At 61.8% G+C, this 23,661-nt stretch carries 17 protein-coding genes; 12 read left to right on the top strand and 5 right to left on the bottom strand.

The genetic code is table 11. The annotated features are described in order from the left end of the window. The first annotated feature begins 244 nt into the window (after positions 1–244). The 5 genes from F4U95_RS01595 (at position 245) to F4U95_RS01615 (ending at position 6,121) form a co-directional block, all read left to right on the top strand. Positions 245–904, top strand: a complete 660-nt coding sequence (locus F4U95_RS01595; protein WP_120253243.1) for a hydrolase — start codon at positions 245–247, stop codon at positions 902–904. 63 nt (positions 905–967) lie between these two features. Beyond that, entirely contained in the window at positions 968–1,168 is a 201-nt protein-coding gene (locus tag F4U95_RS01600) for a DUF1427 family protein (protein ID WP_120253244.1), read from the top strand. Continuing rightward, positions 1,165–3,090: an amidohydrolase gene (locus F4U95_RS01605; protein WP_150411808.1), complete on the top strand. Its 1,926-nt coding sequence runs from the start codon at positions 1,165–1,167 to the stop codon at positions 3,088–3,090. The genes F4U95_RS01600 and F4U95_RS01605 overlap by 4 nt, the downstream gene beginning before the upstream one ends. A 116-nt stretch (positions 3,091–3,206) precedes the next feature. Next, on the top strand, positions 3,207–4,748 hold the full coding sequence (locus F4U95_RS01610; protein WP_120253245.1) for a right-handed parallel beta-helix repeat-containing protein: 1,542 nt from the start codon (positions 3,207–3,209) through the stop codon (positions 4,746–4,748). 47 nt (positions 4,749–4,795) lie between these two features. Further along, a complete protein-coding gene (locus F4U95_RS01615) occupies positions 4,796–6,121 on the top strand; it encodes an MFS transporter (RefSeq protein ID WP_120253246.1) in 1,326 nt (441 codons plus the stop codon). Here the strand turns inward: F4U95_RS01615 and F4U95_RS01620 are convergent. Further along, positions 6,082–8,379, bottom strand: coding sequence for a glycoside hydrolase family 3 N-terminal domain-containing protein (locus F4U95_RS01620; protein WP_120253247.1), 2,298 nt, complete (start codon positions 8,377–8,379; stop codon positions 6,082–6,084). The genes F4U95_RS01615 and F4U95_RS01620 overlap by 40 nt on opposite strands. Before the next feature lie 146 nt (positions 8,380–8,525). Between F4U95_RS01620 and F4U95_RS01625 the strand changes: the two genes are divergently transcribed. The 3 genes from F4U95_RS01625 (at position 8,526) to F4U95_RS01635 (ending at position 14,104) form a co-directional block, all read left to right on the top strand. After that, positions 8,526–9,584, top strand: coding sequence for a LacI family DNA-binding transcriptional regulator (locus F4U95_RS01625; RefSeq protein ID WP_120253248.1), 1,059 nt, complete (start codon positions 8,526–8,528; stop codon positions 9,582–9,584). Beyond that, complete coding sequence (locus tag F4U95_RS01630; protein WP_120253249.1) at positions 9,581–12,556, top strand: TonB-dependent receptor; 2,976 nt, start codon at positions 9,581–9,583, stop codon at positions 12,554–12,556. Before F4U95_RS01625 ends, F4U95_RS01630 begins: the two co-directional genes overlap by 4 nt. Before the next feature lie 108 nt (positions 12,557–12,664). After that, positions 12,665–14,104: a glucoamylase family protein gene (locus F4U95_RS01635; RefSeq protein WP_246171463.1), complete on the top strand. Its 1,440-nt coding sequence runs from the start codon at positions 12,665–12,667 to the stop codon at positions 14,102–14,104. Positions 14,105–14,163: 59 nt separating this feature from the next. On the opposite strand, the gene F4U95_RS01640 is transcribed toward F4U95_RS01635, so the two are convergent. After that, positions 14,164–16,449 carry a TonB-dependent receptor gene (locus tag F4U95_RS01640; protein ID WP_120253251.1) on the bottom strand — a complete coding sequence of 762 codons (2,286 nt, stop codon included), beginning with the start codon at positions 16,447–16,449 and terminating at the stop codon, positions 14,164–14,166. Positions 16,450–16,543: 94 nt separating this feature from the next. Here F4U95_RS01640 and F4U95_RS01645 point away from each other — a divergent pair, with 94 nt between their 5' ends. From F4U95_RS01645 to F4U95_RS01660, 4 genes are all read left to right on the top strand, one after another. Next, entirely contained in the window at positions 16,544–17,092 is a 549-nt protein-coding gene (locus F4U95_RS01645) for a hypothetical protein (protein ID WP_145986309.1), read from the top strand. Positions 17,093–17,095: 3 nt separating this feature from the next. Next, complete coding sequence (locus F4U95_RS01650) at positions 17,096–18,559, top strand: PepSY-associated TM helix domain-containing protein (protein ID WP_120253253.1); 1,464 nt, start codon at positions 17,096–17,098, stop codon at positions 18,557–18,559. Positions 18,560–18,696: 137 nt separating this feature from the next. Then, positions 18,697–19,344, top strand: coding sequence for an RBBP9/YdeN family alpha/beta hydrolase (locus F4U95_RS01655; RefSeq protein ID WP_150424398.1), 648 nt, complete (start codon positions 18,697–18,699; stop codon positions 19,342–19,344). 48 nt (positions 19,345–19,392) lie between these two features. Further along, a complete protein-coding gene (locus F4U95_RS01660; RefSeq protein WP_120253255.1) occupies positions 19,393–20,784 on the top strand; it encodes a YeiH family protein in 1,392 nt (463 codons plus the stop codon). Positions 20,785–20,988: 204 nt separating this feature from the next. Here the strand turns inward: F4U95_RS01660 and F4U95_RS25025 are convergent, their stop codons facing one another. The 3 genes from F4U95_RS25025 to F4U95_RS01670 all read right to left on the bottom strand — a co-directional run bounded on the left by F4U95_RS25025 (position 20,989) and on the right by F4U95_RS01670 (position 23,374). Continuing rightward, the gene (locus F4U95_RS25025) at positions 20,989–21,297 is read right to left on the bottom strand and encodes a type 2 periplasmic-binding domain-containing protein (RefSeq protein WP_246171467.1); all 309 of its coding nucleotides are present in this window, start codon (positions 21,295–21,297) and stop codon (positions 20,989–20,991) included. After that, a complete protein-coding gene (locus tag F4U95_RS01665) occupies positions 21,180–21,902 on the bottom strand; it encodes an ABC transporter substrate-binding protein (protein WP_246171466.1) in 723 nt (240 codons plus the stop codon). The genes F4U95_RS25025 and F4U95_RS01665 overlap by 118 nt, the downstream gene beginning before the upstream one ends. A 131-nt stretch (positions 21,903–22,033) precedes the next feature. After that, a complete protein-coding gene (locus F4U95_RS01670; RefSeq protein ID WP_120253256.1) occupies positions 22,034–23,374 on the bottom strand; it encodes an LLM class flavin-dependent oxidoreductase in 1,341 nt (446 codons plus the stop codon). Positions 23,375–23,661: the final 287 nt, after the last annotated feature.

Genomic DNA, 23,661 nt, shown 5'->3' on the forward strand with positions numbered 1-23,661 from the left:
TTGGTTTGCAATAACTTAACCGCGTTGACCGTGAAGCGGCCCGGATCGAAAAGTTCGCGCGCCCCGGTCATGTTGGGCAGCCACCATGGCTGGAGACTTGCCGATCGGGCTGCGCGAGTCAGCTTTTCCAAAATATAGAACGTTTCAACATGTTTTATCCGCCTGTTTCATATTTATCGCCATGGCTAGAACGACATCAGCCCGAACGGACGGGCACAGGACAATTTCAGGAAGGACGTTCGCCATGACCATCACTGCCACCCCGACCCCCGCCAAGGCCCTGCTGTCGCCCACCAACCATGCGCTGGTGCTGATCGATTTTCAGTCGCAGATGGCCTTTGCCACCAAGTCGATCGCTCCTGAACTGCTGCGCAACAATGCGGCGCTGGTATCCAACGCCGCTGCCGGTTTCAAAGTCCCCACCATCCTGACCACCGTTGCCGAAAAGAGCTTTTCCGGGCCGATGTTCAGCGAGATCACCGAAGCCTTCGACAATCAGCCGATGCTCGACCGCACGTCGATGAACACCTGGGAAGACGCCGCCGTCATCGAGGAAGTGAACCGCATCGGCAAGGATCGCATCGTCTTTGCCGGTCTGTGGACCAGCGTGTGCATCGTCGGCCCGGTCCTTTCCGCCATCGAACAGGGTTTCGAGGCCTATGTCATCACCGACGCCAGCGGCGACATTTCGGACGAAGCGCATGAACGCGCCGTCGAGCGCATGATCGCCGCCGGCGCCAAGCCGGTCACCGCGCTGCAATATCTGCTCGAACTGCAACGCGACTGGGCACGAACCGACAGCTACGACATGACCACGGGCATCGCCCGCAAATGGGGCGGCGCCTATGGCCTGGGCATCACTTATGCCAAGACCATGTTCAATGCGTCGGAAGGCGGCCACTAAACATCGTCGGGGAGCCGCACCGTCGCGGCTCCCCTCCCCCTTCCCTGCCGAAGGACAAGCCCCATGAAAGCCTATCTCCTTTCGCTCGGCGCCGGTTTGCTGGTCGGCATCGTCTACAGCCTGATGGGTGTACGATCGCCCGCGCCGCCCGTCATCGCTCTGATCGGACTGGCCGGAATCTTGCTGGGCGAGCAATTGTTGCCGATCGCTCATCGCATCCTCGCCCCTTCGGCCCCTATCGCTTCTACGGAGCATGACGCATGATCACCCGCCGCCAGGCGCTCGCCAGCGCCGCCACCACCGCCCTCCTCACCGCTTCGGAAAGCTTCGCCATGCGCCAGAAAGACCTCATCATCACCAATGCCAAGGTCACGACGCTGGACCGGGAAAATCCGGTGGCGCAGGCGGTGGCGATCCGGGACGGCAAATTCCTGGCCGTGGGCAGCGAACAGGCGGTGCGTGCCGCCGCCGGCCCCGACGCGCAGACGATCAATGCCAAGGGACGGCGCCTGATCCCCGGCCTGATCGACAGCCACATCCATGTCATCCGTGGCGGCCTGAACTATAATATGGAGTTGCGCTGGGAAGGCGTGCCGAGCCTGTCGGAGGCCATGGCCATGCTGAAGCGCCAGGCCGAAAATACGCCCCCGCCGCAATGGGTGCGCGTGGTCGGTGGCTTTACCGAGCACCAATTTGCCGAAAAGCGGCTACCCACGATCGCGGAGATCAATGCCGCCGCGCCCGATACGCCGGTCTTCATCCTGCATCTCTACGATCGTGCATTGCTGAATGCGGCCGCGCTTCGGGCGGTGGGCTATGACAAGAATACCCCCAATCCGCCGGGTGGCGAGATCGTGCGCGATGCGCAGGGCAATCCCACCGGCCTGTTGCTGGCTCAGCCCAATGCGACGATCCTATATGCGACTCTGGCCAAGGGCCCCAAGCTCCCGCAGGAATATCAGCTCAATTCGACCAAGCATTTCATGCGCGAACTCAATTCGCTGGGCGTCACCAGCGTCATCGACGCAGGCGGCGGCGCTCAGAATTATCCCGACGATTACGAGGTGATCGACAAGCTGCACAAGGATGGCGAGCTGACGCTGCGCATCGCCTATAATCTCTTCACGCAAAAGCCCAAGGAAGAGCTGAAGGATTTCGCCACCTGGTCAACCAAGGTGAAGCCCGGCGATGGCGACGACACGTACCGCCATAATGGCGCGGGCGAGATGCTGGTCTACTCCGCTGCCGATTTCGAGGACTTCCGCGTCGCCCGCCCCGATATGCCGCCGGAGATGGAAGGCGATCTGGAACCGGTCATCCGGCTGCTGGCGGAACGCCGCTGGCCCTGGCGCATGCATGCCACCTACGATCAGACGATCGGCCGTGCGCTCGATGTGTTCGAAAAGGTCAATCGCGACATTCCCTTGCAGGGGCTGAACTGGTTCTTCGACCATGCCGAAACGATCAGCGAGCGGAACATCGACCGGATCGCGGCTCTTGGCGGCGGCATCGCCGTGCAGCATCGCATGGCTTTCCAGGGCGAATATTTCGTCGAACGCTATGGAGCGAAGGCGGCGGAGGCCACGCCGCCGATCAAGCGGATGATGGCGGCCGGCCTGCCCGTGGGCGCCGGTACTGACGCCACGCGCGTCGCCAGCTACAATCCCTGGGTGTCGCTCAGTTGGCTGGTGACGTCGAAGACGGTCGGTGGACTGACGCTCTATCCGGTGCGCAACCGGCTGGACCGCGAAACCGCGCTGCGCCTGTGGACCGAAAAGAACACATGGTTTTCCAACGAGGTAGGCAAGAAGGGGCAGATCAAAAAGGGACAGCTGGCCGACCTGGCCCTGTTGTCGGACGATTATTTTTCCGTGCCCGAGGATGAGATCGCCCATCTTCGTTCGGTCCTGACCGTCCTGGGCGGCAAGATCGTCTATGGGGAGGATGATTATGGTGCGCTGGCGCCGATTGCGCCCAAGGCGATGCCGGACTGGTCTCCCGTAGCGACCTTTGGCGGCCATTATCGCAAGGATGAAACCGCAAAGAAACTGGCATCGGCCTGTGGTTGCGCCTCATCCTGCGGCGTCCATGGCCATGACCATGCCGCAGCGCTGGGCGCCAATGTGCCGGCCGCCGATGTCCAGAGCTTCTGGGGGGCGTTGGGCTGCGGTTGCTGGGCGGTCTGATCGTAACGCCGGTCCTGGTCGATCGACCGGGACCGGCATTTATATGTTTCACTTCCCGTTCAGCGACTTGCCGCTAAAGCCGCATCGAATGATGCAGCAATGTGAAGGTCTGAACCTTGGTTAAATATTGGGGCGCTCTTGCCCTGTCAGCCTGTCTATACGCGGTCGGCGCCCCATCTGCGGCCTTTGCCACCACCTATTACTTCAATTCGGTCAAGGGCGACGATCGGTTCAGCGGCACGTCGGATGCGCAATCATGGAAATCCTTGTCGCGGATCAAAGATATAGCTTTGCAGCCGGGCGATCAATTGCTGCTGGCAGCGGGTTCGGCCTGGAAGGAACCCTTGACCATAAGCAAATCGGGCAAGGCCAATGCGCCGATCACCGTCGCCGCGACCGGCATTGGCCCGCGCCCGCGCATCGATGTGGGTGGCATATCCCCTCATGGTGTCGCTGTCGTCAACGCGGAATATGTCACCATCAGCGGACTGGAAGTGACCAACGACGCCAGCACCCCCGCGCAACGATATGGCGTGCTGATATCCGCGCAGGATCGGGGCGTCACGCGGGGTATCCGTGTCACCGACATGTATGTGCATGACGTGCGCGGCACCAATGCGCGCAAGGATAATGGCGGCATCGTGTTCAGCGCGACCGGGCAGAAACTGGCGACACGCTTTCGCGATCTGATCATCGAACGGAATATCGTGTGGCGCGTCGATCGGTCCGGCATTGCCGGCATCAGCGACCGGGTGACGTTCAGCAACTGGTTTCCAAGCGAAGAGGTCGTCATTCGCGACAATTATGTCGAGGATGTCGGCGGCGACGGCATCGTGCCGCGTGGCACCGACGGCACGCTGATCGAGCATAATATCGTCCGCTACGCCGGCAGCCGTGCCCCCGGTTACAGCGCCGGCATCTGGCAATGGAGCACGGACAACAGCTTGATCCAGTTGAACGAGGCCGCCTATACCCGCACCCGCTATGACGGGCAGGGTTTCGATTCCGATTTCAATTCGCGGCGGACGACGCTGCTGTACAATTATAGTCACGACAATGCCGGCGGCTTCCTCCTTATCTGTTCGCCCAAGCGGAACGAGAAGGATAATCTGGGCAATCGCGGGACGATCGCCCGCCATAATGTCAGCCGCAACGACGGAACCCGCATCTTCCAGCTGTCGGGCAACGTGTCAGACGCGCTGGTCGAAAAGAATGTCGTCCATGTCGGCAAGGGCATGGATGTGCAGATGGTCGTGGCGACCAACTGGGATGGCTGGGCACGCGATGTCCGTTTTGCCGATAATATCTTCAAGGTCGCCGGTACCGCCCGCTATGGTAGCGAGATCGGGCGCAACGGCCCCGATTATCTGATCCAGGCAGGCTTCACGCCGGTGGAATATATCCGTTTCAAGGATAACAGCTATCTGGGCCGCCATGTCGATTTGCCCGATGATGGCGCGAAACTGCCGGTCATCCCCTATGTCGAGCAAAATGCCGATTGGGCCGTGCCCGTCTTCAACCCGGCCAAGCCGGACGATTTCCCCGGCTTTCTGGCGCGTCATCGCGCCTGGATGCTGACCATGTTGCAGCGCGAACTGCAATCGACGGTGGAATTGAAAGCATCGCGGCGCATTTCCATTTTCGAAGCGCGCCGCTGAAAACGGCGGTCCTGACAAAGGGAGTGCGGCAGCCTATTACCGAGGGGATGGCCGATCCCGTCCCCCTCCCGCCGCGCGCCCAAGCGGCTCGACCGGTCCGGGCCATCGGCTTTGGCGCGGGCGACTATGCGTTCAATCTCTATTGGCAAACGGTCAGCCTCTATCTGCTCTTTTTCTACACCGACCGGTTGGGCCTGACGCCCGACAAGGCGGGGATCATCATGGTGGCGGGCGCCTTTGCCGACGGGTTGGCGGATCTGGGCATCGGGCTGGCGGCGGATCGCTGGCGCATGCGGTACCGGCAGATCGTGGCGTGGGGCGCGGCGCCGCTGGCCGTGCTGTTCATGCTGTTATTCGTGCAGCCGGCACTGCCTGGCGATAGTCTTTTCGCGCTGGTGCTGACGGTGCATCTGGCGTTCCGTATCGTCTATGCGCTGGTCAATCTTCCCTATGCGGCCTGGTCCACGCGGGTCAGCCGCCATGCGACGGATCGGACGCTGATGTCGGGATCGCGCATGACGTTCGGGGCGTTGGGCGCCGTTACGGTTGCCTTTGCCATGCCGGAGCAAGGCGAGGGCTATAGCGGGACGGCGCTGCTGCTGGGGCTGGTGGCGACCTGCGTTCTGGCGGCCGTGGTGTGGCGCGTGCCCGAACAGCTACCGGTCGATCGGTCGCAGGCCGCCGCACGGACCGTTCGCCGGGATTTGCGCGCCCTGTCCCATAACCGCGCCTATCTGATGCTCGGTGCGGCGACCCTGTGCGTCACCATGGCCGGGGCGATCATCGGCCATTCCGTCCTTTATTATTTCACCTATATATTGTCGGCGCCGGTGGCCGGAAAACAGGCGCTGGCCGTCATGGGTGTGACCGGGGCCGTGGCGGTGCCGCTGTGGACGGCGGTGGCGATGTTGATCGGGGCGCGCGCCGGTTGGCTGATGGCAGCGGGTGGCGGGATGCTGGCTCTTGCCAGCGTCGCCCTCTGGCCCACCGTGCCGGGCGTCGTTCTTTCGATCATCGTCATGGCCGTCGTGCAGGTGGCGATGAGCGGATTTCATCTGGCCGCCTGGGCGATGCTGCCGATGGCCGTGGACTATGGCGAACGGGTCAGCGGCTTTCGCGTGGAAGCTACCGCCTTCAGCCTGTTCATGCTGGTGCAGAAAATGGGGCTGGGCCTGGCCGCACTGCTGCTGGGGCTGGCCTATGCCCATTGGGGTTATGCGGGCGGGACGCCCGATGCCACGGCGCGCGCAGCCATATATTGGCTGATGATCGCCGGGCCGCTGGCCGCCATGGCGATGGGCGCGGCGATCATGGCATGCAGTCCGCGTCTCGGTCAGGCCAGCACGAACATGTCCGAGACTCCTTCCGCCTGAGCGGAGGGCGCGACCCACAGGCGGAATTTGCCCGGCTCGACGGTCGGCTGCATATCCTGTCCCAGAAAGGTCAGATCGTCGCGCTTTAGCGTGAAGCGAACCTGCTGCGTTTCGCCGGGCTTCAGCGTGATGCGTTGAAATGCCTTCAACTCGCGCACCGGTCGGGTGATGCTGGCCGTGATATCCTGCACATAGAGTTGGGCGACCTCGATCGCCGCCTGCCGGCCGCTGTTGCGTATACTGGCCACCACCGTCAGTTCGCCGCCTGCCGTCAAGCGACCAGTGCCCATGTCGAGTTTCGTGTAGACGATCTCCCCATAGGTCAGGCCGTGGCCGAAGGGATAGAGAGCGGCGTTGGGCGCCTCGCGATAATGGGTCTTATAGTCCTGGCGCGGGCCGGGCGGGTTGGGGCGGCCGGTATTTTTGTGCGCATAATAAAGCGGCTCCTGCCCGCTCTCATAGGGAAAGGAGCAGGGCAGCCGGGCCGAGGGGCTGGCCACGCCGAACAGGATATCCGCGATGGCCATGCCGGACATGGATCCCAGGAACCAGGTCGCCAATATGGCAGGCGCCTCCTTCACCGCGCCATGCAGCGCCAGCGCGCGGCCGTGACGCAGCAGCACGACGATCGGTTTGCCGGTCTGCGCTACCGCTTCGGCCAGCGCCATCTGGGCCACAGGAATGGTGATGTCGGTGCGGGATTGTGCCTCGCCCGACATTTTCTGGCTTTCGCCGATCGCGAGTATGACGATGTCGGCATTGTGCGCGGCCGACACGGCCGCCTCTATGCCGCCGGCGATCGGCTTTTCTATGCCCGACCCGTCGACCGCCACGATGGATTGCGGATCGCTGGCCACCGCGCGCATCCCGCTCAACAGGTCGACGGCATCGGCGTCCGTACCATAGACGTTCCACGGCCCGATCAGTTCGCGCTGTCCCTGTACGAAGGGGCCGATCAACGCGATCCGCTTGCCCGATCGCGGCAGCGGCAACAGATCCTTCTCATTTTTGAGCAGCACGATCGACCGTCGGGCCGCGTCGCGCGCAACCTCCAGATGTTGGGGCGTGCGGACCCTCTGCTTCTCCCGCTTGGGATCGATCCGGCGGAAGGGGTCGTCGAACAGGCCAAGTTTGGCCTTGAGCGCGAGGACGCGGCGGACCGCTTCGTCGAGCCGCGCCACCGGCACGTCCCCGGCCTTCACCAGATCGGGCAAATGACGAATGTAGAAGCCCGACTGCATCGACATGTCGACCCCTGCGAGGAAAGCGAGTTTCGCCGCCTCCCGCTCATCGGCGGCAAAGCCATGGTCGATCAGTTCGAAATCGCCAGTATAGTCGGACACGACCAGACCGTCGAACTTCCACTGCCGTCGCAATATATCGGTCAACAGCCAGTGATTGGCGGTTGCCGGCACGCCGGACAATTCGTTGAAGGACGCCATGACCGTTGCCGCCTGCGCATCCAGCGCGGCCTGGAACGACGGGAAATAGATTTCGCGCAGCGTCCGTTCCGACACGTCCACACTATTATAATCAAGCCCGCCTTCGGCCGCCCCATAGGCCGCGAAATGCTTGGCGCAGGCGGCCATGGCGTCATCCGCCGTCAGGCCGGAACGCCCCTGAAAACCGCGCACCCGCGCATCGGCCATGATTCGGCCAAGCAACACATCCTCGCCCGCGCCTTCTATCCCCCGGCCCCAGCGCTGGTCGCGGGCGATGTCCACCATCGGCGCGAAATTCCAGTCGATACCGGCCGCCGTCGCCTCGACCGCGGCGATGCGCGCGGTCTGTTCGGCGAGCGCGGGATCGAAACTGCCCGCTTCGGCCAGCGGCATGGGGAAGACGGTACGGAAACCGTGAATGACATCGGCCGCGAAGATGAGCGGGATTTTCAGGCGGGATTTCCCGGTTGCCACCAGTTGCATCTGGCGCGCCATTTCCGCGCCGTTGCCGTTGAAAACGCCGCCGACCCGCCCACGGCGCACATCTGCCAATTGCTGCTGGAAACTGGATTTGGAGGGCGATGTCGGATTGAGCGCATTGGCCGCGCCACCGGCCCAGGCCGCCGCCATCAATGTGACCTGCCCCGCTTTTTCCTCGACCGTCATCTTCGCGATCAGCGCGTCCAGATCTGCCGATGCCGTGCCGCCATCGCCCGCCTGCGCCAGCAGCGCGCGGGCCGGCGAGGATGCCCAGGCCGCCACCGCACCGGCGCCAAGGATGATCGCACGACGCGAAACGGAGGAGCGGGGCTGCATGTCTTTCTCCTAATTTTTTCGAGGCGTAGCCGATGTCATGCTGCACCGTTCGCCAAACTATTGCAGTGTCCTTTGGTTTCTTGTAACCGGTTACAAGATGGATCGGCAAGCCATGCCGGCAAAAAAGCGACGGACAAGGGCAGAGGATGAACGACAAGGCCTTCGCACAGGCAACGATCAGAGACGTGGCGCGCGAAGCCGGCGCTTCGGTTGCGTCCGTGTCGCGCGTGTTCAACCGGCTGCCCAACGTGCGCCCGGAATTGAAGGCGCGAGTCGAGGCGGCGGCCCGCAAGCTGAACTATGTCCCCCATGCCGGCGCCCGCAACCTCAGCCTGGCGCGCACCGGCGTCATCGGCGTGGTGCTGCCCGATCTGCATGGCGAGTTCTTCTCCGAAATATTGCGCGGCATGGAGCGGGAGGCTGCGATGCGGGGGCGCCACCTGCTGCTGTCGAACATGCACATGGGGCTGGGCGACGGGATCGAGGCGCTGCGCAACATGCGCGGGCGGGTCGACGGGCTGATCGTCATGGCGCCGCATATCGACCCCGATCTATTGTTCGCGCACCTGCCCGCCAGCATCCCTGCCATTTTGCTCAATGGCCCCGAAAATCGGCAGGGTCGCCCCGAACTGCGGATCGACAATGCCGCTGGCGCACGGACCATGGTCGAGCATCTGGTAGCGACGGGCCGCCGTGCCATCGTCCATATCGCCGGGTCGCAGGGCAATATCGAGGCTGCCGAGCGTGCGCGCGGCTATAGCGAGGCGATGATCTCGGCTGGTTTGGATCCCGTCATTCTGCCCGGTAATTTCGATGAGGAATCCGGCCATCTCGCGGTTCGGCACCTGCAGATGCAGCGAACGGATGTCGATGCGATCTTCGCCGCCAACGACATGATGGCGATCGGCGCGCTGGTTGCGCTGCGTGACATGGGCATCGATGTTCCGGGGCAGATTGCCGTTGCAGGCTTCGACAATATTCCGCTGGCGCGCCTCATCAGCCCCGGCCTGACCACCATGGCGGTCGATATCGCCGACCTTGGTGCGCGTGCGGTTAACCGCCTTTCTGCGGTGATCGACGGAGAAAACGTTCCGCAGACGGAACTTAGACATCCCAGCCTCATTGTTCGCAACAGCACGAACAAACAACAGCGTAACGACCGCCCCGAAGGGAACGGGGATAAGACAGGGGAACAGATGCCATGACAAAGACGAACGCGATCCGCCTCTTGCTTGCCAGCGCCACCGCGCTCAGCAGCGTCGTCGTGATGACCGCGCCAGCCAGCGCGCAGACGACGGTAGCCTCCATCCGTGGCCGGGTGACGGACTCCGCCGGTGCGCCCGTGCCCGGCGCGACCGTGACGCTGAGCAGCACCGGAACCAGCCGTGCCCAGACCGCGACCAGCGGCGCCAACGGCACGTACATTCTGAACGGCGTGCGCGCCGGCACATATCGCATCGCTGTAACCGGTTCCGACAAAGGCACGTTCGAACAGGATATCGCGGTCGGCGTGGGCCAGGCCGCCACGGTCGACGCCCGGTTGGGTACGCCTGCGACCGACACGGCAGACGCCACGCCCGACGATGGCGCCGGCAGCCAGATCGTCGTCACCGGCAGCCGCCTGCGCGAGACGCGGACCAGCGAAATCGCGACCAATATCAGCCAGGAGCAGATCCGCGTTCTGCCGCAGACCGATCGCAACTTCCTGAGTTTCGCGGCGCTGGCGCCGGGCGTCCGCTATAAGGATTCCGAAACCGATAAAGGCTTTTCGTCGGGCGCCTCCCCCGCCAGCCAGGTCAATGTCTTCATCGACGGCGTCAGCCTGAAGAACAAGCTGCGCGAAGGCGGCGTGGCGGGTCAGCAGAACAGCCGCGGCAATCCCTTCGGCCAGCTCGCCGTCCAGGAATTCCGTGTCATCACGCAGAATTACAAGGCCGAATATGAGCAGGCCGGCGCAGCAGTGATCACAGCCATCACCAAATCGGGCACCAATGAATTTCATGGCGAGATATTCGGCCAATATACCGACCGATCGCTGACGCAAAAAAGCTATCTCGACAAGCGCGACGGCAACGCCAAGCCCGCATTCGAGCGCAAGCAATATGGTGCGTCGTTGGGCGGTCCCATCATCAAGGACAAGCTGTTCTTCTTCATGGCCTATGAAGGCAATGATCAGGATCGCGCCTTCAATGTGAAGTCGAACGGTTCACCCGAGGCGATCAACGAATTCGAACAATTTTCCGGACGCCGGATTTCCGATTTCGAAGGCGCGTTCGTCAGCCCGTTCCGAAGCGATTTCTATTTCGGCAAGCTGACGTTGACGCCGAACGAAAATCAGACGTTCGACCTGTCCTACAGTCGTCGTGAAGAAACCGACGTACAGGGATTCCGCGACAATGTTTCCTACGAATATGCCGAAAACAAGATCAATGTGGTCGACACCTATCAGTTCAAATGGACATATGACGACGACAGCGTGGTCAACGAATTCAGCGCCAACTATCTGAATTACACATTCAACCCGGTCGCGATCAATCCCGGCTTGCCCGCCTATGACTATCAGGGCGTGATCCTGTTCGGCGGCAAGGATTCGACGCGGCGCGAAGTGCAGCAGAGCTATAATTTCCGTAACGACCTGACTTACACCGGTTTCAGCGGCCACGCGATCAAGTTCGGTGCGCGTGTCGAATTTACCGATATCAGTTTCGACAATCAGGCCTATATCCAGCCCCGCTATTATTTCCGCCGCGAACCCAATAATAATCTGAACTTCGCCTTCCCGGCCGAAGCGCGCCTCGGCCTTGGTTCGGGCCTGATCCAGTCGTCGAACACGCAACTGGGTTTCTACATCCAGGATGACTGGGACGTTACCGAGCGATTGCAGCTAAACCTTGGCCTGCGCTGGGATCATGAAAGCAACGGGTTCAACAATAAATATCGCACGCCCGCCGCCGCCGCGGCGGCATTGCGCGCATTGCCGACGACATCCTATTTCAACGCCGAAGACTATATCAGCGATGGCAATGACCGCAGCCCGTTCAAGGGCGCCTTTGCGCCGCGCCTGGGCTTCTCCTGGGATGTGAAGGGGGATCGCAGCACCGTCGTCTTCGGTGGCGCCGGCCGCTATTATGACCGCAACAATTTCAACAATACGGTCGATGAACTGTCGCGTACGATCAACCCGATCGGACTGTTCCGTTTCTCGGCCGACGGCCTGCCGCGCGACGGCCAGCCTACGGTTGCATGGAATTCGTCATACCTGACCCGTGACGGGCTGCTCGCCCTGGTCAATGCCAATCCGGATGTTGGCCTGCCCGAACTGTTCGCCGTCAAGAACAACGCCAAGCCACCGGTCAATGACCAGTTCTCGCTCGGCGTGCGCCAGCGCATCGGCATTTTCGAAACCTCGCTCACCGCTTCCTATCAGCGCGGGCGAAACGGCTATACCAACCTGTTTGCGACCCGAAACGGGGGCGGTTTCGGCAGCTGCTGCGATGCGACGTCCCTCGCCGCAGTCCGCGCGGCGGGCTATTCCAACGTGCTGATCGGCTATGACGGGCTCGATACCCGCTACAAGGCGCTCTATTTCACGCTCGACAAAAATTACACCAAACAGTCGGGATGGGGGCTGAACGTCGCCTACACGCTCAGCAAGTCGGAGAAGAATGGCGGCGACCTGTTCAGCCTGGATGCGCCGACACCGGATTCCTATGGCTGGCGCGCTTCGCCGGGCGACGAACGTCATCGCCTGGTGCTATCGGGCATCGTCGATCTACCGCTCGGCTTCCAATTCTCGACCCTGACCACCCTGGGTTCGGGTGAAGCCTATGCCGTTACCGACGGAACGAACGGCGCATCTTCCGGCCTGAATGATTTCACCGCCCGCTATCCCAAGAAGAATTGCATCAAGGGCGTCTTCGCCTTCTGCGAAGTGAACATGACGCTGGCGAAGACCTTCCCCCTCTTCGGCAAAAACGACCAAGTCAATTTCGCCGTCGATGTGCTCAACGTCTTCAACAACAAGAATTTCAGCGGGTTCGACGGCTTCTTCAACAACAGCATCAATCCTGCGACAGGGCAGATCATCGATCCGCTGGACCCGGCCGATGGCCGTTATGCAGCCAATCTGATGACCCTACCGCGCCGTATTCAATTCCGCGTCGGCTATCGCTTCTGATGGCTGCGCATCCCGCAGCGGACCGGTTCTGCACGGTCTGGTCCGCTGCGGTTCTGCAACTGGAGTAAACTATTGCTGGACAGACGGACGTTCGTTGGCACGGCGGGAATGGGTTTGGCCGGGCTATTGTCGGGTTGCACCACGCGCGCGCCGGAGGTGCCGGTTGCTGCGGGACCGATCGCGGTGGATGGATGGACCAAGCTGGACCATCGCCCCGCGCTGGATGTAGAGGTCAGCCCGCTGATCGACGATATCCAGAAGCTGGCCTTTCGTTATTTCTGGGAAGTCACCGACGAAAAGACGGGTATGGCGCCCGATCGCTGGCCCACCCCGTCCTTCGTGTCGATTGCCGCCGTCGGCTTTGCGCTGACCGCTTATCCGATCGGCGTCACCCATGGCTGGATCAGCCGTGACGAAGCGCGGCAGCGGACGTTGACGACGCTGCAATTCCTGGTCGCCGCGCCGATGGGCGACAAGCGCACGCAGGTCAGCGGCAATCACGGCTTCTTCTATCATTTCCTCGGCTCTACCAAGGGCTATCGTTTCGCTCTGTCCGAACTCTCGACGATCGACACGGCACTGCTGATGGCCGGCGTGCTGTTCGCGCAAAGCTGGTTCGACGATCCGCTGCATCCCGATGAGGTGAAGATCCGCGATCTGGCGGAGAGGCTCTATCGCGCGGTGGAATGGACCTGGATCACGCCGCGTGCGCCGTTCGTATCCATGGGCTGGCATCCTGAAAGCGGCTTCATCCGCTCGGACTGGGAAATTTATAATGAGGGTATGATCCTATACATATTGGGCATGGGGTCACCCACCTTCCCCCTGCGCGACGACACATGGAATGTGTGGAGCACCCAGTTCGAAACCAGCTGGTCGTCGCGCTGGGGCGATCCGCATCTGCATTTCGCGCCGATGTTCGGCCATCAATATAGCCATGTCTGGGTCGATTTCCGGGATATTCGCGACCGCTACATGGCCGGCAAGGGCATCGACTATTTCGAAAACAGCCGCCGCGCCACCTATGCCCAACGCAACTATGCGATGGAGAATCCGGGCGGCTGGGCCGGCTATGGCGCGGACTGTTGGGGGCTGACGGCCTGCGACGGGCCTGGCGATTTCAAGATGACGCTGGCCGGCAAGGAACGGGAATTCTACAGCTATTCCGCGCGCGGACCCGGCGAACGGGATGACGGGACGCTGGCACCGACGGCGCTGCTCGGCTCCCTCCCCTTTGCGCCGGAAATCGTCGAGCCGACCATCCAGGCCATGTATTTCCGCTATGGCGAGCAGCTTTACGACAAATATGGCTTCCTCGACAGTTTCAACCCGACCATCATCCGCCGGCCGGCCCAACCCTTCCGCCATGGCGAATTTCGCCTGGGCGTCGGCTGGGTCGACAAGGATTATCTGGGCATCGACCAAGGGCCGATCGTAGCGATGATCGAAAATTATCGCTCCGGCCTGGTCTGGAACACGATGAAGAAAAATCCGCATGTCAAACGCGGCCTGCAACGAGCCGGCTTTACCGGCGGATGGCTGGGGTGACGACGACTTGGCAACGGAAGGGGTGATGGCCTGCGATAGGCACTATCACCCCGCCAGTTTTAGAAACGCCCTTCGAAGCTCAGCCCCAATATGCGCGGCTCGATAAATGTGCCGCGCACGCGCCTGTCGAAATCGGTGAAGAACTGGCTGGGCTTTTGCACGTCGAAGATATTCGTCGCAGTCAGGAAGGCGCCGACATGCTCGCCTTGCCAACCGATTTTGGCGTTGACCAGCGTGCGGCCGGGAATGTCACGAAACGCCTGATCGACCGTATCCTGATAATAGGCGCTGCGATAATTGGCGTTGAGATTGGCGAACAGACCGTTTGGATGATGGAATGTCGCGCCACCGGATATCGTCCAATGCGGCGCACGGGCAAATTCATTGCCCTGCGCGGCCGCCGACAATGATCCGATCATGACGTTGAATTCCTGAAACTTCGTATTGCTGTAACCGGCACCGGCATAGAGGTTGAGCGTCGGGGTCGGCCGACCGCTGAGCTCCACTTCGACACCGTAGAGGCGCGACTTGCCGGCATTGACCACCTGTGTGTCGAACACCGCGCCGGGGGTCAGCTGGACCGACACCTGCTGATCCTTCCAGTCGATCCAATAGGCATTGGCGTTAAGCGTCAGGCGACGATCGAACCATTCGGACCGCAGCGCAAATTCATAGTTCCACGTATATTCCGGATTGAAATCATAGGCTTGCGCACGTTGCTGGTTCAGGCCCGCGCCGCCTGCACGATAGCCGCGCTGGGCGGTGAAGCTGAGTGATACGTCCTGCGCCAGATCATAGGTCAGACCGATCTTTGGCAGCCAGGCGGTATAGGTGACGGGGCGCACCGGCTCGACGCTATTGGCGTTTGCCGCCGTCGCCCGCAATATCGCGTTGAGTTGCGTGATGATCGGTGCCAGCGCCGGGATCGAGAGGTTGGCAGGATCGGGCAGCGCCCGGTCGATCACGACGGTCTGGGTGGCGCCACGTTCCTGCGTTTCATGATCGTAGCGCAAGCCGGCATTGATCCTGAAGCGATCAGTGACGGGAAAGGTCAGGTCGGCGAAACCGGCGTAATTTTCAGTCAGGCGCGGCTGCGACAGGCTGTTGCGGATCGGAACCACGCCGCCATAGAGATTGAGCACGGCGTTGACGGTGGCCTGCGGCAAGCCCATCGCTAGCAACTGCCGGTCCACGCCCAGTCGCGTGAGGTTTAGGCTCTGCGTCGCCTCGAACTGATAGCCGCGATTGTCGTCGCGCAGATAATAGCCGCCGATCAGACCATGAACCCAGCTTTTGTCGATGTTGAACCGCAATTCCTGCTGGAACGTTTTGACCGGATCGTAGACGCGGCTGGTCTGCCCCGGCGTCGGACCCCGATCGGGGTCCGCGATCGAGCGGAAGCGGATATCGCTATAATTGGTGACGGACGTGAGACTGAGGCCGCCGCCCAGATCATAGCCGATTTCCACCGTGCCGATATCGCTCTTCACCGTCTGCCGATCCATCACATCCTCCGTGGCGATCCGGTCGCGGCCGTCATAGGGCGCCTGGAATTCGCTGTAGAAGGTGCCGCGTTGATGACGGTCATGCATGAAGGTTGCGACGACGCGCAAAGCTGGCAGGAAATCGGGTGTGAGCAGCAACTTGGCCCGCAACGTCTCCGATTCACGGCGATCGGCGTCCCGATGGGTCGTGACATTGTGGATCAGGCCATCGGCTCGCGCAATTTCGCCGGCCAGGCGGAAAGCCAGCTGTCCATCGACCAGCGGGCCGCCGATGGCGGCGCCGACGCGGCGCTGCCCATCCTTGTCCGTCATCAGCGCGCGAAAACGGCCGGTCCATTCATAGCTGGGATCCGTGGTCCGAATGATGACCGCGCCGGCCAGTGCATTGCGACCCTGCACGGTCGATTGCGGGCCACGAAACACTTCCACCTGCGCGATATCGTACAGGTCGAGCGGCCCGGCCGTGAGCGCCGTGCGCGGCATGACCGCGCCGTCCAGATAGACGCTGGCCAAGGCGCCATCACCGCCGCCCGACACGCTGAAGGCGTCGATGCCGCGAATCGAGAAGGTCGTCTTGTTACCGTCCACCGCCAGATTGGGCGTCCGCTCCAATATGTCATAGACACTGATCAGATTCTGGTTGCTGATGGATTCGCTGGTGACAACTGCGACGCTGGCCGGGGTTTCCTGCAACGTGCGGTTGGTCTTTTGTCCAGTGACGATGATGTCGCCACTGTCCGCCGATGAAGCGGCCGGATTGGTGGCTGCAGGCGTCTGCGAATAGGCCAGAGGTGCGGTGCCCGCGAGCAGCAAGGCTGAACCGAGAAAACGAGAAAGCATAATATATCCCCCCACAAGATGAGGGCCCCCTAGAAACATATATGTTGCGAGTCAATATCAGTAGCAATATAGGCGCAACAGGAGGATTGGAAAAATGGGGGCGGCTCTTCTTATTGTCACGGCGCTGATGGCGTCGCTGGCCGGCATATTGCTATGCTGGCGGGCGTGGACGCGCCATGCGTTGAACTGGCGCGCCGGTGTTGGGGCGGCGCTCTTATGGAGCCTTTCGACCGGTGCCTGGACCATCGGCTTTGGCGCGGAAATCGGTATTGCGCTTGCGCTGGAGACGGCAGCTTTGCTGGCCTTCGCCTTCATCCTGACCCGGATCGAGATACGTCCTGTCCAGACCGTGCGGGACCGGACGGCACCACCCCTTCCCCGCCGCCGCTATGGCAGGGGGATCGCGCGCGCGCTGACGGCGGGGCTGCTCGGCTTTGCCGCCGCCATCGGCCTGGCAGTGCTGTTCGCCACCCGCGCACCGCTGGCGGAGCAGACGCGCCTCATCCTCGCGGCGCTGGCCATGCCCTCGCTCTGGTGTGGAGCGATCGCCTGGACGGTCTGCGATCGACGCCTGCTGCTTCAGGTCGGCGTCTTCCTTGGCCTGGCGGCGACCAGCGCCGGCATCACTTTCATCACGGCCTGATCCATGCAAATACCCAAAAGTCTGACCCGCGCCGCCATGGAGGGCCATGGCCTGCTGGGCGTCCTGTTCGGTGCGGTCATTTATGTCCTGTGCCTGACGGGGTCGATCCTGGTCCTGGTGGATCAGATCAGCATCTGGGAACGACCGGACGCGCCGGCCATCACCAGTCTGTCGGACGCGGATATCGCCGCCATATCCGCCCGCGCGCTGGCAAAGGCGCAACAAGCGGGCGTGGCCCACGACATCTATATGCAGATGCCGACGGACGAACTGCCGCGCATGACCGTCTACGGCTATGACGAAAAAGGCGATCATCGCGACTGGAATGTCGATGCGACGGGACAGTTGGTGCCGCATGCCGAGACGCCCTGGCTGGAATTCATGCAATTGCTGCATTTCAACCTGACCTTGCCCGGCGCAATCGGCCGTTACATCGTCGGTATTTTCGGCACGATCCTGCTCGCCAGTATCGTCACAGGCCTGCTGGCGCATCGGCGGATCCTGAAGGACGCCTTTCGCCTGCGCTGGGGCGGGTCGCGGCGGCTGACCAATGCCGACCTGCATAATCGCGTCGGGGTCTGGGCCTTGCCCTTTCATCTGATCGTGGCGCTGACCGGATCGCTGCTCGGCCTGGCCGGCCTTATCACCATCATTCTGGCCATGGTCGCGTATAAGGGCGATCAGGAGAAAGCGATCGCTTCGTTGCTCGGCCCGCAGGCCGGCATAGATATGCGCGCTGCGCCACCGCCGGACGTGGCGCGGATGCTGCGCGATATCCAGCGGCGCGCGCCCGGCGCGGCCGTGACTCAATTGGCGATCGAACATGCTGGCACCGTCGGGCAACAAGTGCGCATCATGGTCGCGGCGCCGCGCCATCTGGCACGGAACGAAGCCTTTCTGTTCAGCGCGGATGGCGGTTTCAAATGGCGGGCGGGGCTGACCGACGGCAATGCGGGTATGCGCATCTATGGCATGATCACGCCGCTGCATTACGGCACCTATGGCGGGATAGCGCTCAAGATCATCTACGCGCTGCTCGGCATGGGGCTGACCTTGATCGTCGCGACCGGGGGCAATGTGTGGCTGGCCAGACGGCGCGAGCAGGGCCGCGCCACGTCGCGCCTGGAACGCCTGTGGATCGCGCTGATATGGGGCCAGCCGCTGGTGATCGTGACGGTCGCGCTGCTGACACTGCTGGGGCCGGTCCCGGCCGTTGCCAGCTACTGGGCCATGACCACCCTATGCTGGACCGCCGCACTTGCCATGCCTGCGCTATCGACCACGGCCCGCTTCCGCACCAGCCTGGGCATCGCCACGGCGGCCACGCTTGTCGTTCATGCCGCGTTGCGCAGCGCGGACGATCCGGCGATCCTGATCATCGACGTCGGCGTGGCCCTGATCATTGTGACCAGCATGACGAGGGCCTTTATCAAGCAACGATCGGCCGCTTTAGCCATCGTGCGGTAAATGCCGTGATCGCGCACGCCGGCGGTCCAAAAATATGAGAACCGCTCGAAAGCCTTTTTCTCCGGCAGGCAAGTTTTTCTCGCTTTATCTCTACCATGTCAATTGAGATATAGGGATCGACTGAAGGAGATTTCGCCATGGGCCGGCCAGGCAATGCCCAAACACCCCATATTCTGACTGTCCCCGGATTGATGAACAGCGGCCCTGGCCATTGGCAAAGTCAGTGGGAAACCCTGTTCCCGGCCTGTCATCGCGTCGACCTGGGCAGTTGGGACCGCCCCCATCGCAACAGTTGGGTCAACCGGCTCGACCAGACCATCAATGCATTGGACGGCCCCATATTGCTCGCGGCACATAGTCTTGGCTGCCATGCCGTCGCATGGTGGGCCGCTCTGGCCTGCCCGAACTGGAGCGACAAGATACAGGGAGCCTTGTTGGTGGCTCCGCCCGAAGTCGATGCGCGGGCAGCAGACAGCCGTTTGCACGGCTTCGCACCGCTGCCGCAAAGACTGTTGCCCTTTCCTTCCATCTTCGTCGCCAGCCATAACGACCCCTATATGCCGTTCGAGCGATCGCGCGAATTGGCGCAGGCATGGGGAAGCCAGTTTGCCGATGCGGGCGAAACGGGTCATATCAATGCGCAATCCGGATTGGGTGATTGGACGTTCGGGCGGTTCCTTCTGACGCGGCTTGCAAAGGGACAGGCATCGGCCCGCCATGGCAAGGGGGACGCATATGTTTCGGATCGGGGAATTGGCGACGGATCGCTGCACTATCCATCATGATGGCAAGACGGTGATCCACGCCGACTAAGGGTATGAGGGGGCAGGACAATGGCTGAGGCGGTTACAGGCGAACAGGATCGCGGGGCAGCGAAGATCCTGCGCATCTTGGGTGGGAAGGAGGATAGCTGGGCCATCTGGATCGGCCTTTCCATCGTTCTGGCCAGCGCCGCGCTTTTTTCTGCCGGTGGCAGTTTGCGATGGCTGGCGGTCCTGCCCCCCAAATGGTCCGATATCTGGCAGGTTATCGCCGATCTGGCGCAAAACTGGCCGCGCTATGGTGCCCAGTTCCTGTTCTGGCTTGCTGCCTTTTCCCTTACTCTCGTTGCGCTGGGGCAGCAGGTGCGCCGCTTCGTGCCGGCCTTCTCTCTGCTCTACCTCGCCGCCTATGGCATATTCGTCCTTGGCCAGTGGGAAGGGGCGGTGCGTTACAATCTGGAACCGCCGCTGGTCGCGTTGTTTGCCGGCCTTGTCATTGCCAATAGTGTGCGACTGCCGGCATGGCTGACATCGGCCTTGCGCGGGGAATTGTACGTGAAGACCGGGATCGTCCTGCTGGGCGCGACCGTGCCCTTCTCCCTGATCGCCCTGGCCGGTCCGATAGCCATCCTGCAAGCGTCGATCGTATCCGTCGTCACCTTCAGCGTCATCTTTCTGGCAGCCGTCAAATTCGGTCTGGACCGCCGGTTCGCCGCGACTTTGGGCGTGGGCGGCGCCGTATGCGGCGTGTCGGCGGCGATCGCGGTCGCAGGCGCTGTCGGTGCGAAGAAGGAAGACACATCGGTCACGATCACGATCGTCATCGTCTGGGCGATCGTGATGATCTTTGCCCTGCCCTTCGTGGCGCGCGCATTGTCGTTGCCGACGGGCATCGCAGGCGCGTGGATAGGCACATCGGAATTTGCCGATGCGGCCGGCATTGCGGCAGCGCAGGCCTATGGCGGCTTTGCAGGCAAGGTCGCGGGCATAGAGGGCACGAGCGATCAGGCGCTGCAAGCCTTCACGCTGATGAAGGTCGTGGGCCGCGACGTCTGGATCGGTATCTGGGCGGTGGTGCTGGCCATCGTCGCGACGACGCGGTGGGAGGAGCGCACAAGCGGATCGCACCCTGACGTGCGAGAGATATGGCGCCGCTTTCCCAAGTTCATCCTGGGCTTCTTTCTTGCGTCAGCGCTCATCACGGCCCTGACCGCCAGCTACAGCCTGACAGACTATAACAAGGTGGCCGTGCCCGGCCTGATCGCGCCGATCAAGGATCTGCGCAGTTGGGCCTTTATCTTCTGCTTTCTCAGTATCGGCCTGACGACCCGATTTTCGACTCTGTCAGCCGGCGGCCGAAAGCCATTTGGCGCCTTTGCGATCGGCGTCGCCGTCAACCTGATCCTTGGCTTCATCCTGTCGGTCCATATATTCGGCGATTATTGGGCACGATTGGGCCAATGAGCTTCATCTCTGCCATTCGTGCGCTTGTCGCGCCCGATCGCCCTTGCACAGGATGCGTTCATTTTACGGATGCGCCCGATCTGATCGAGCGCGAATTCGTCGGAATCGCCATTTTATCCTCTGCGCACGCTTCGGTTCGCGGTGATGATGGTCTGTGCCAACATCATGATCGGATGACGAATGGCCGCCAACGATGCGACGCTTTCACCCTAGAAGCGCGTTGTAACGGTCGTCCCAAAGCGAACCGACCTTGATTTTCTGCGGCAGGAAGCCCGCGTCATGGAATGTGTCGGCCACGGCCTGTTGCGACGCGACCGCCTCTTTGGTCACCGGCAACAGGTCCGTCGGCTGGCTGGCGCTGCGTAACTGGTCCAGCACATAGGACAGCGGCACTTCTATTTCTTTCGCCAGTGCTTGGGCGAAACGCTCTTCATTCTTCGCCTTCCAGGCAAAGCCCTGTTTGAGCAATTGCAAATAGGCGCCGACCTGCGCCGCCTTGACCGGATCGGCCAACGCATCGACATGGGCCGAAGCGTATAGTTGCCCGACAGGAAGCCCAGCGCGGTTTTGAGAACATGCGCGCCCTGGGTTGCGACCGCCCGCTGGATCTGGAAACCGTAAATGGCCCAGGCGTCGATGGCGCCGTTGGAAAAGGCGGCCATCCCGTCCGTAGGCGACATGGCGACGGGATGGATATCCTGCCAGCCAAGCCCCACCGACTGCAGCATGCGAATGAGGAAATATTGCGACGTCGTCGCACGGACATAGGCGATGCGGCGCCCTTTAAGATCGGCCAAATCGCGGATGGGCGAATGGCGAGGGACCAAAATCACCTGATTATTGACGTCGCCAACGATGGTTGCGACCTGCCGAAAGCTCTGAATCGACGAAGCGGCGGCAAAGACAGGCGGAATTTCGCTCATCGTGCCGAAATCCAGCGAACCGCCGTTCAGCGCTTCGATCACGAGATGCCCAGACTGGAAGAGGCTGTAGTCGACGCCGAAGTCTTTTGGTTTCAGCCCGGCCGTGCGCAGGATGAGTTCATAACCGCCCTTGCTGTACGACGAACGCAGCTTCCCCCCGCCAGCACCGGGCGAAGCACCGCAGCCACCCAACATGGTGAAGGCCAGACCGGCACCCACGGCACCAAGCAAGGTTCGGCGGTCATGCCGTCTATCGGTCACACATGATCCTTTATATTGGACAGCGCCTGCAAAGATTGATGGCGCGGACGCCGGCGATCACCGCGTCATTCGGCTGCGATCGCGGCCGGTGCGGCACGGGCGTGGCGGTTTTGGACGAACGGCAGGCCAAGATGGCCACGCAGCGTGTCATGCGCATATTCGGTCCGGAACAGCCCCCGTGCCTGCAACAACGGCACCACGCGGTCGACGAAGATCGCGAAGTCCGCCGGATTGGTGACGCGCAGGTTGAACCCGTCCGATGCGCCATCCAGAAACCAGCGCTCGATTTCGTCCGCCACGGTTTTGGGCGAACCCACGAAGGGGTTGGCGCGCGCGGCAAAACGCCAGGCGGTTTCGCGCAGCGTCAGATTGTCCCGCTGCGCCGTGCGAATGATGCGTTCGGCCCGGCCCTTATAGCTGTTGAGCGACAGATGGCTGACGTCCGGGAAGGGGGCGTCCAGATCATATTGCGTAAAATCATGATAGTTGAACGGCCGGCCCAGCTGCACCAGCGCCTTGTTCAGGTCCAGCTTGCCATTCTGCTCCTCCTCGATCGCGCGCGCTTCCTCATCTGTGTCAGCGATGATCGGGATCAGCCCGGGCAGGATCAGAATATGATCGGGGTTGCGGCCGAGCGCCGTCGCACGGCGCTTCACATCCGCATAATATTCCTGCGCCTGATCGAAGCTTTCGGCATTGGCATAGATGCCTTCGGCGATCGCGGCGCCCAGCGCCCTGCCCTGTTCGGATTCGCCAGCCTGGAAGATGACCGGCTGCCCCTGCGGCGAACGCTGGATGTTGAGCGGACCGGCCACGGAAAAAAAGGCGCCCTGATGGTTGAGCGGATGCTGCTTGCCCTTGTCCAGAAAGACCGCATTGGCCTTGTCGCGCGGAAAAGCGTCGTCCTCATAACTGTCCCACAAGCCTTGCACGACGTCGACAAATTCGCGGGCGCGGGCATAGCGTAGCTTGTGATCGAAATGCTCCTCACGGCCATAGTTGCGCGCGGCTCCTTCCAGGCCCGTAGTCACGACATTCCAGGCGGCGCGCCCCCGGCTGATCAGGTCGAGCGAGGCGAACTGGCGCGCGACATTGAAGGGTTCCCAATAGGAGGTGGTCAAGGTGCCGGCGAGGCCGATCCTGCTGGTTGCGGTCGCGACGGCTGAGAGCAGCGTCAGCGGTTCCAGGCGGTTGAGGAAATGCGGCGCCGTATCTGGCGTGATGTAAGGAGAATCGACGATGAAGACGAGGTCGAACTTGGCCGCCTCCGCCTTGCGGGCGTTGTCGATATACCAGTCAATGTTGACGCTGGCATCGCCAGGCAGATCCGGATGCAGCCAGCCATTTTGCGTGGTGCCGACGCCGCTCAAGATAGCGCCGAGGTGAAGTTGTCGACTGGCTGTCATAAAAATTCATCCATTCCAATGACCGGTGCAGCACTGAATATCCGTCGTGACGACATGATGATTGTCGATCCGTCGGAGCCGCAGATTGATCATTGGAACGCTATGCTCCAACGCTTGCACCAACAAATGAGTTCGTGACCAGATTATTTAGCAGAACTTATAACGCTTCTGATATTCGGCATTTCTTCGTAGGAAGAACGGGATGGAGCGGATTGGTCGATCAAGCACCGCTGCCCGCACCGAAGCGGGATTTTAGAGACGCTGGACAATGACATGAGGAAACCGAA

It is taken from the genome of Sphingobium limneticum, from assembly GCF_008710165.1.
Classification (GTDB): Bacteria; Pseudomonadota; Alphaproteobacteria; order Sphingomonadales; family Sphingomonadaceae; genus Sphingobium; species Sphingobium limneticum.

Bases quoted from the DNA above. Each gene is read 5' to 3' on its own strand.
- F4U95_RS01595 (WP_120253243.1), top strand. From the start codon at position 245: ATGACCATCACTGCCACCCCGACCCCCGCCAAGGCCCTGCTGTCGCCC.
- F4U95_RS01600 (WP_120253244.1), top strand. From the start codon at position 968: ATGAAAGCCTATCTCCTTTCGCTCGGCGCCGGTTTGCTGGTCGGCATC.
- F4U95_RS01605 (WP_150411808.1), top strand. From the start codon at position 1,165: ATGATCACCCGCCGCCAGGCGCTCGCCAGCGCCGCCACCACCGCCCTC.
- F4U95_RS01615 (WP_120253246.1), top strand. From the start codon at position 4,796: ATGGCCGATCCCGTCCCCCTCCCGCCGCGCGCCCAAGCGGCTCGACCG.
- F4U95_RS01620 (WP_120253247.1), bottom strand. From the start codon at position 8,379: ATGCAGCCCCGCTCCTCCGTTTCGCGTCGTGCGATCATCCTTGGCGCC.
- F4U95_RS01625 (WP_120253248.1), top strand. From the start codon at position 8,526: ATGAACGACAAGGCCTTCGCACAGGCAACGATCAGAGACGTGGCGCGC.
- F4U95_RS01630 (WP_120253249.1), top strand. From the start codon at position 9,581: ATGACAAAGACGAACGCGATCCGCCTCTTGCTTGCCAGCGCCACCGCG.
- F4U95_RS01635 (WP_246171463.1), top strand. From the start codon at position 12,665: ATGGGTTTGGCCGGGCTATTGTCGGGTTGCACCACGCGCGCGCCGGAG.
- F4U95_RS01640 (WP_120253251.1), bottom strand. From the start codon at position 16,449: ATGCTTTCTCGTTTTCTCGGTTCAGCCTTGCTGCTCGCGGGCACCGCA.
- F4U95_RS01645 (WP_145986309.1), top strand. From the start codon at position 16,544: ATGGGGGCGGCTCTTCTTATTGTCACGGCGCTGATGGCGTCGCTGGCC.
- F4U95_RS01650 (WP_120253253.1), top strand. From the start codon at position 17,096: ATGCAAATACCCAAAAGTCTGACCCGCGCCGCCATGGAGGGCCATGGC.
- F4U95_RS01655 (WP_150424398.1), top strand. From the start codon at position 18,697: ATGGGCCGGCCAGGCAATGCCCAAACACCCCATATTCTGACTGTCCCC.
- F4U95_RS01660 (WP_120253255.1), top strand. From the start codon at position 19,393: ATGGCTGAGGCGGTTACAGGCGAACAGGATCGCGGGGCAGCGAAGATC.
- F4U95_RS01665 (WP_246171466.1), bottom strand. From the start codon at position 21,902: ATGTTGGGTGGCTGCGGTGCTTCGCCCGGTGCTGGCGGGGGGAAGCTG.
- F4U95_RS01670 (WP_120253256.1), bottom strand. From the start codon at position 23,374: ATGACAGCCAGTCGACAACTTCACCTCGGCGCTATCTTGAGCGGCGTC.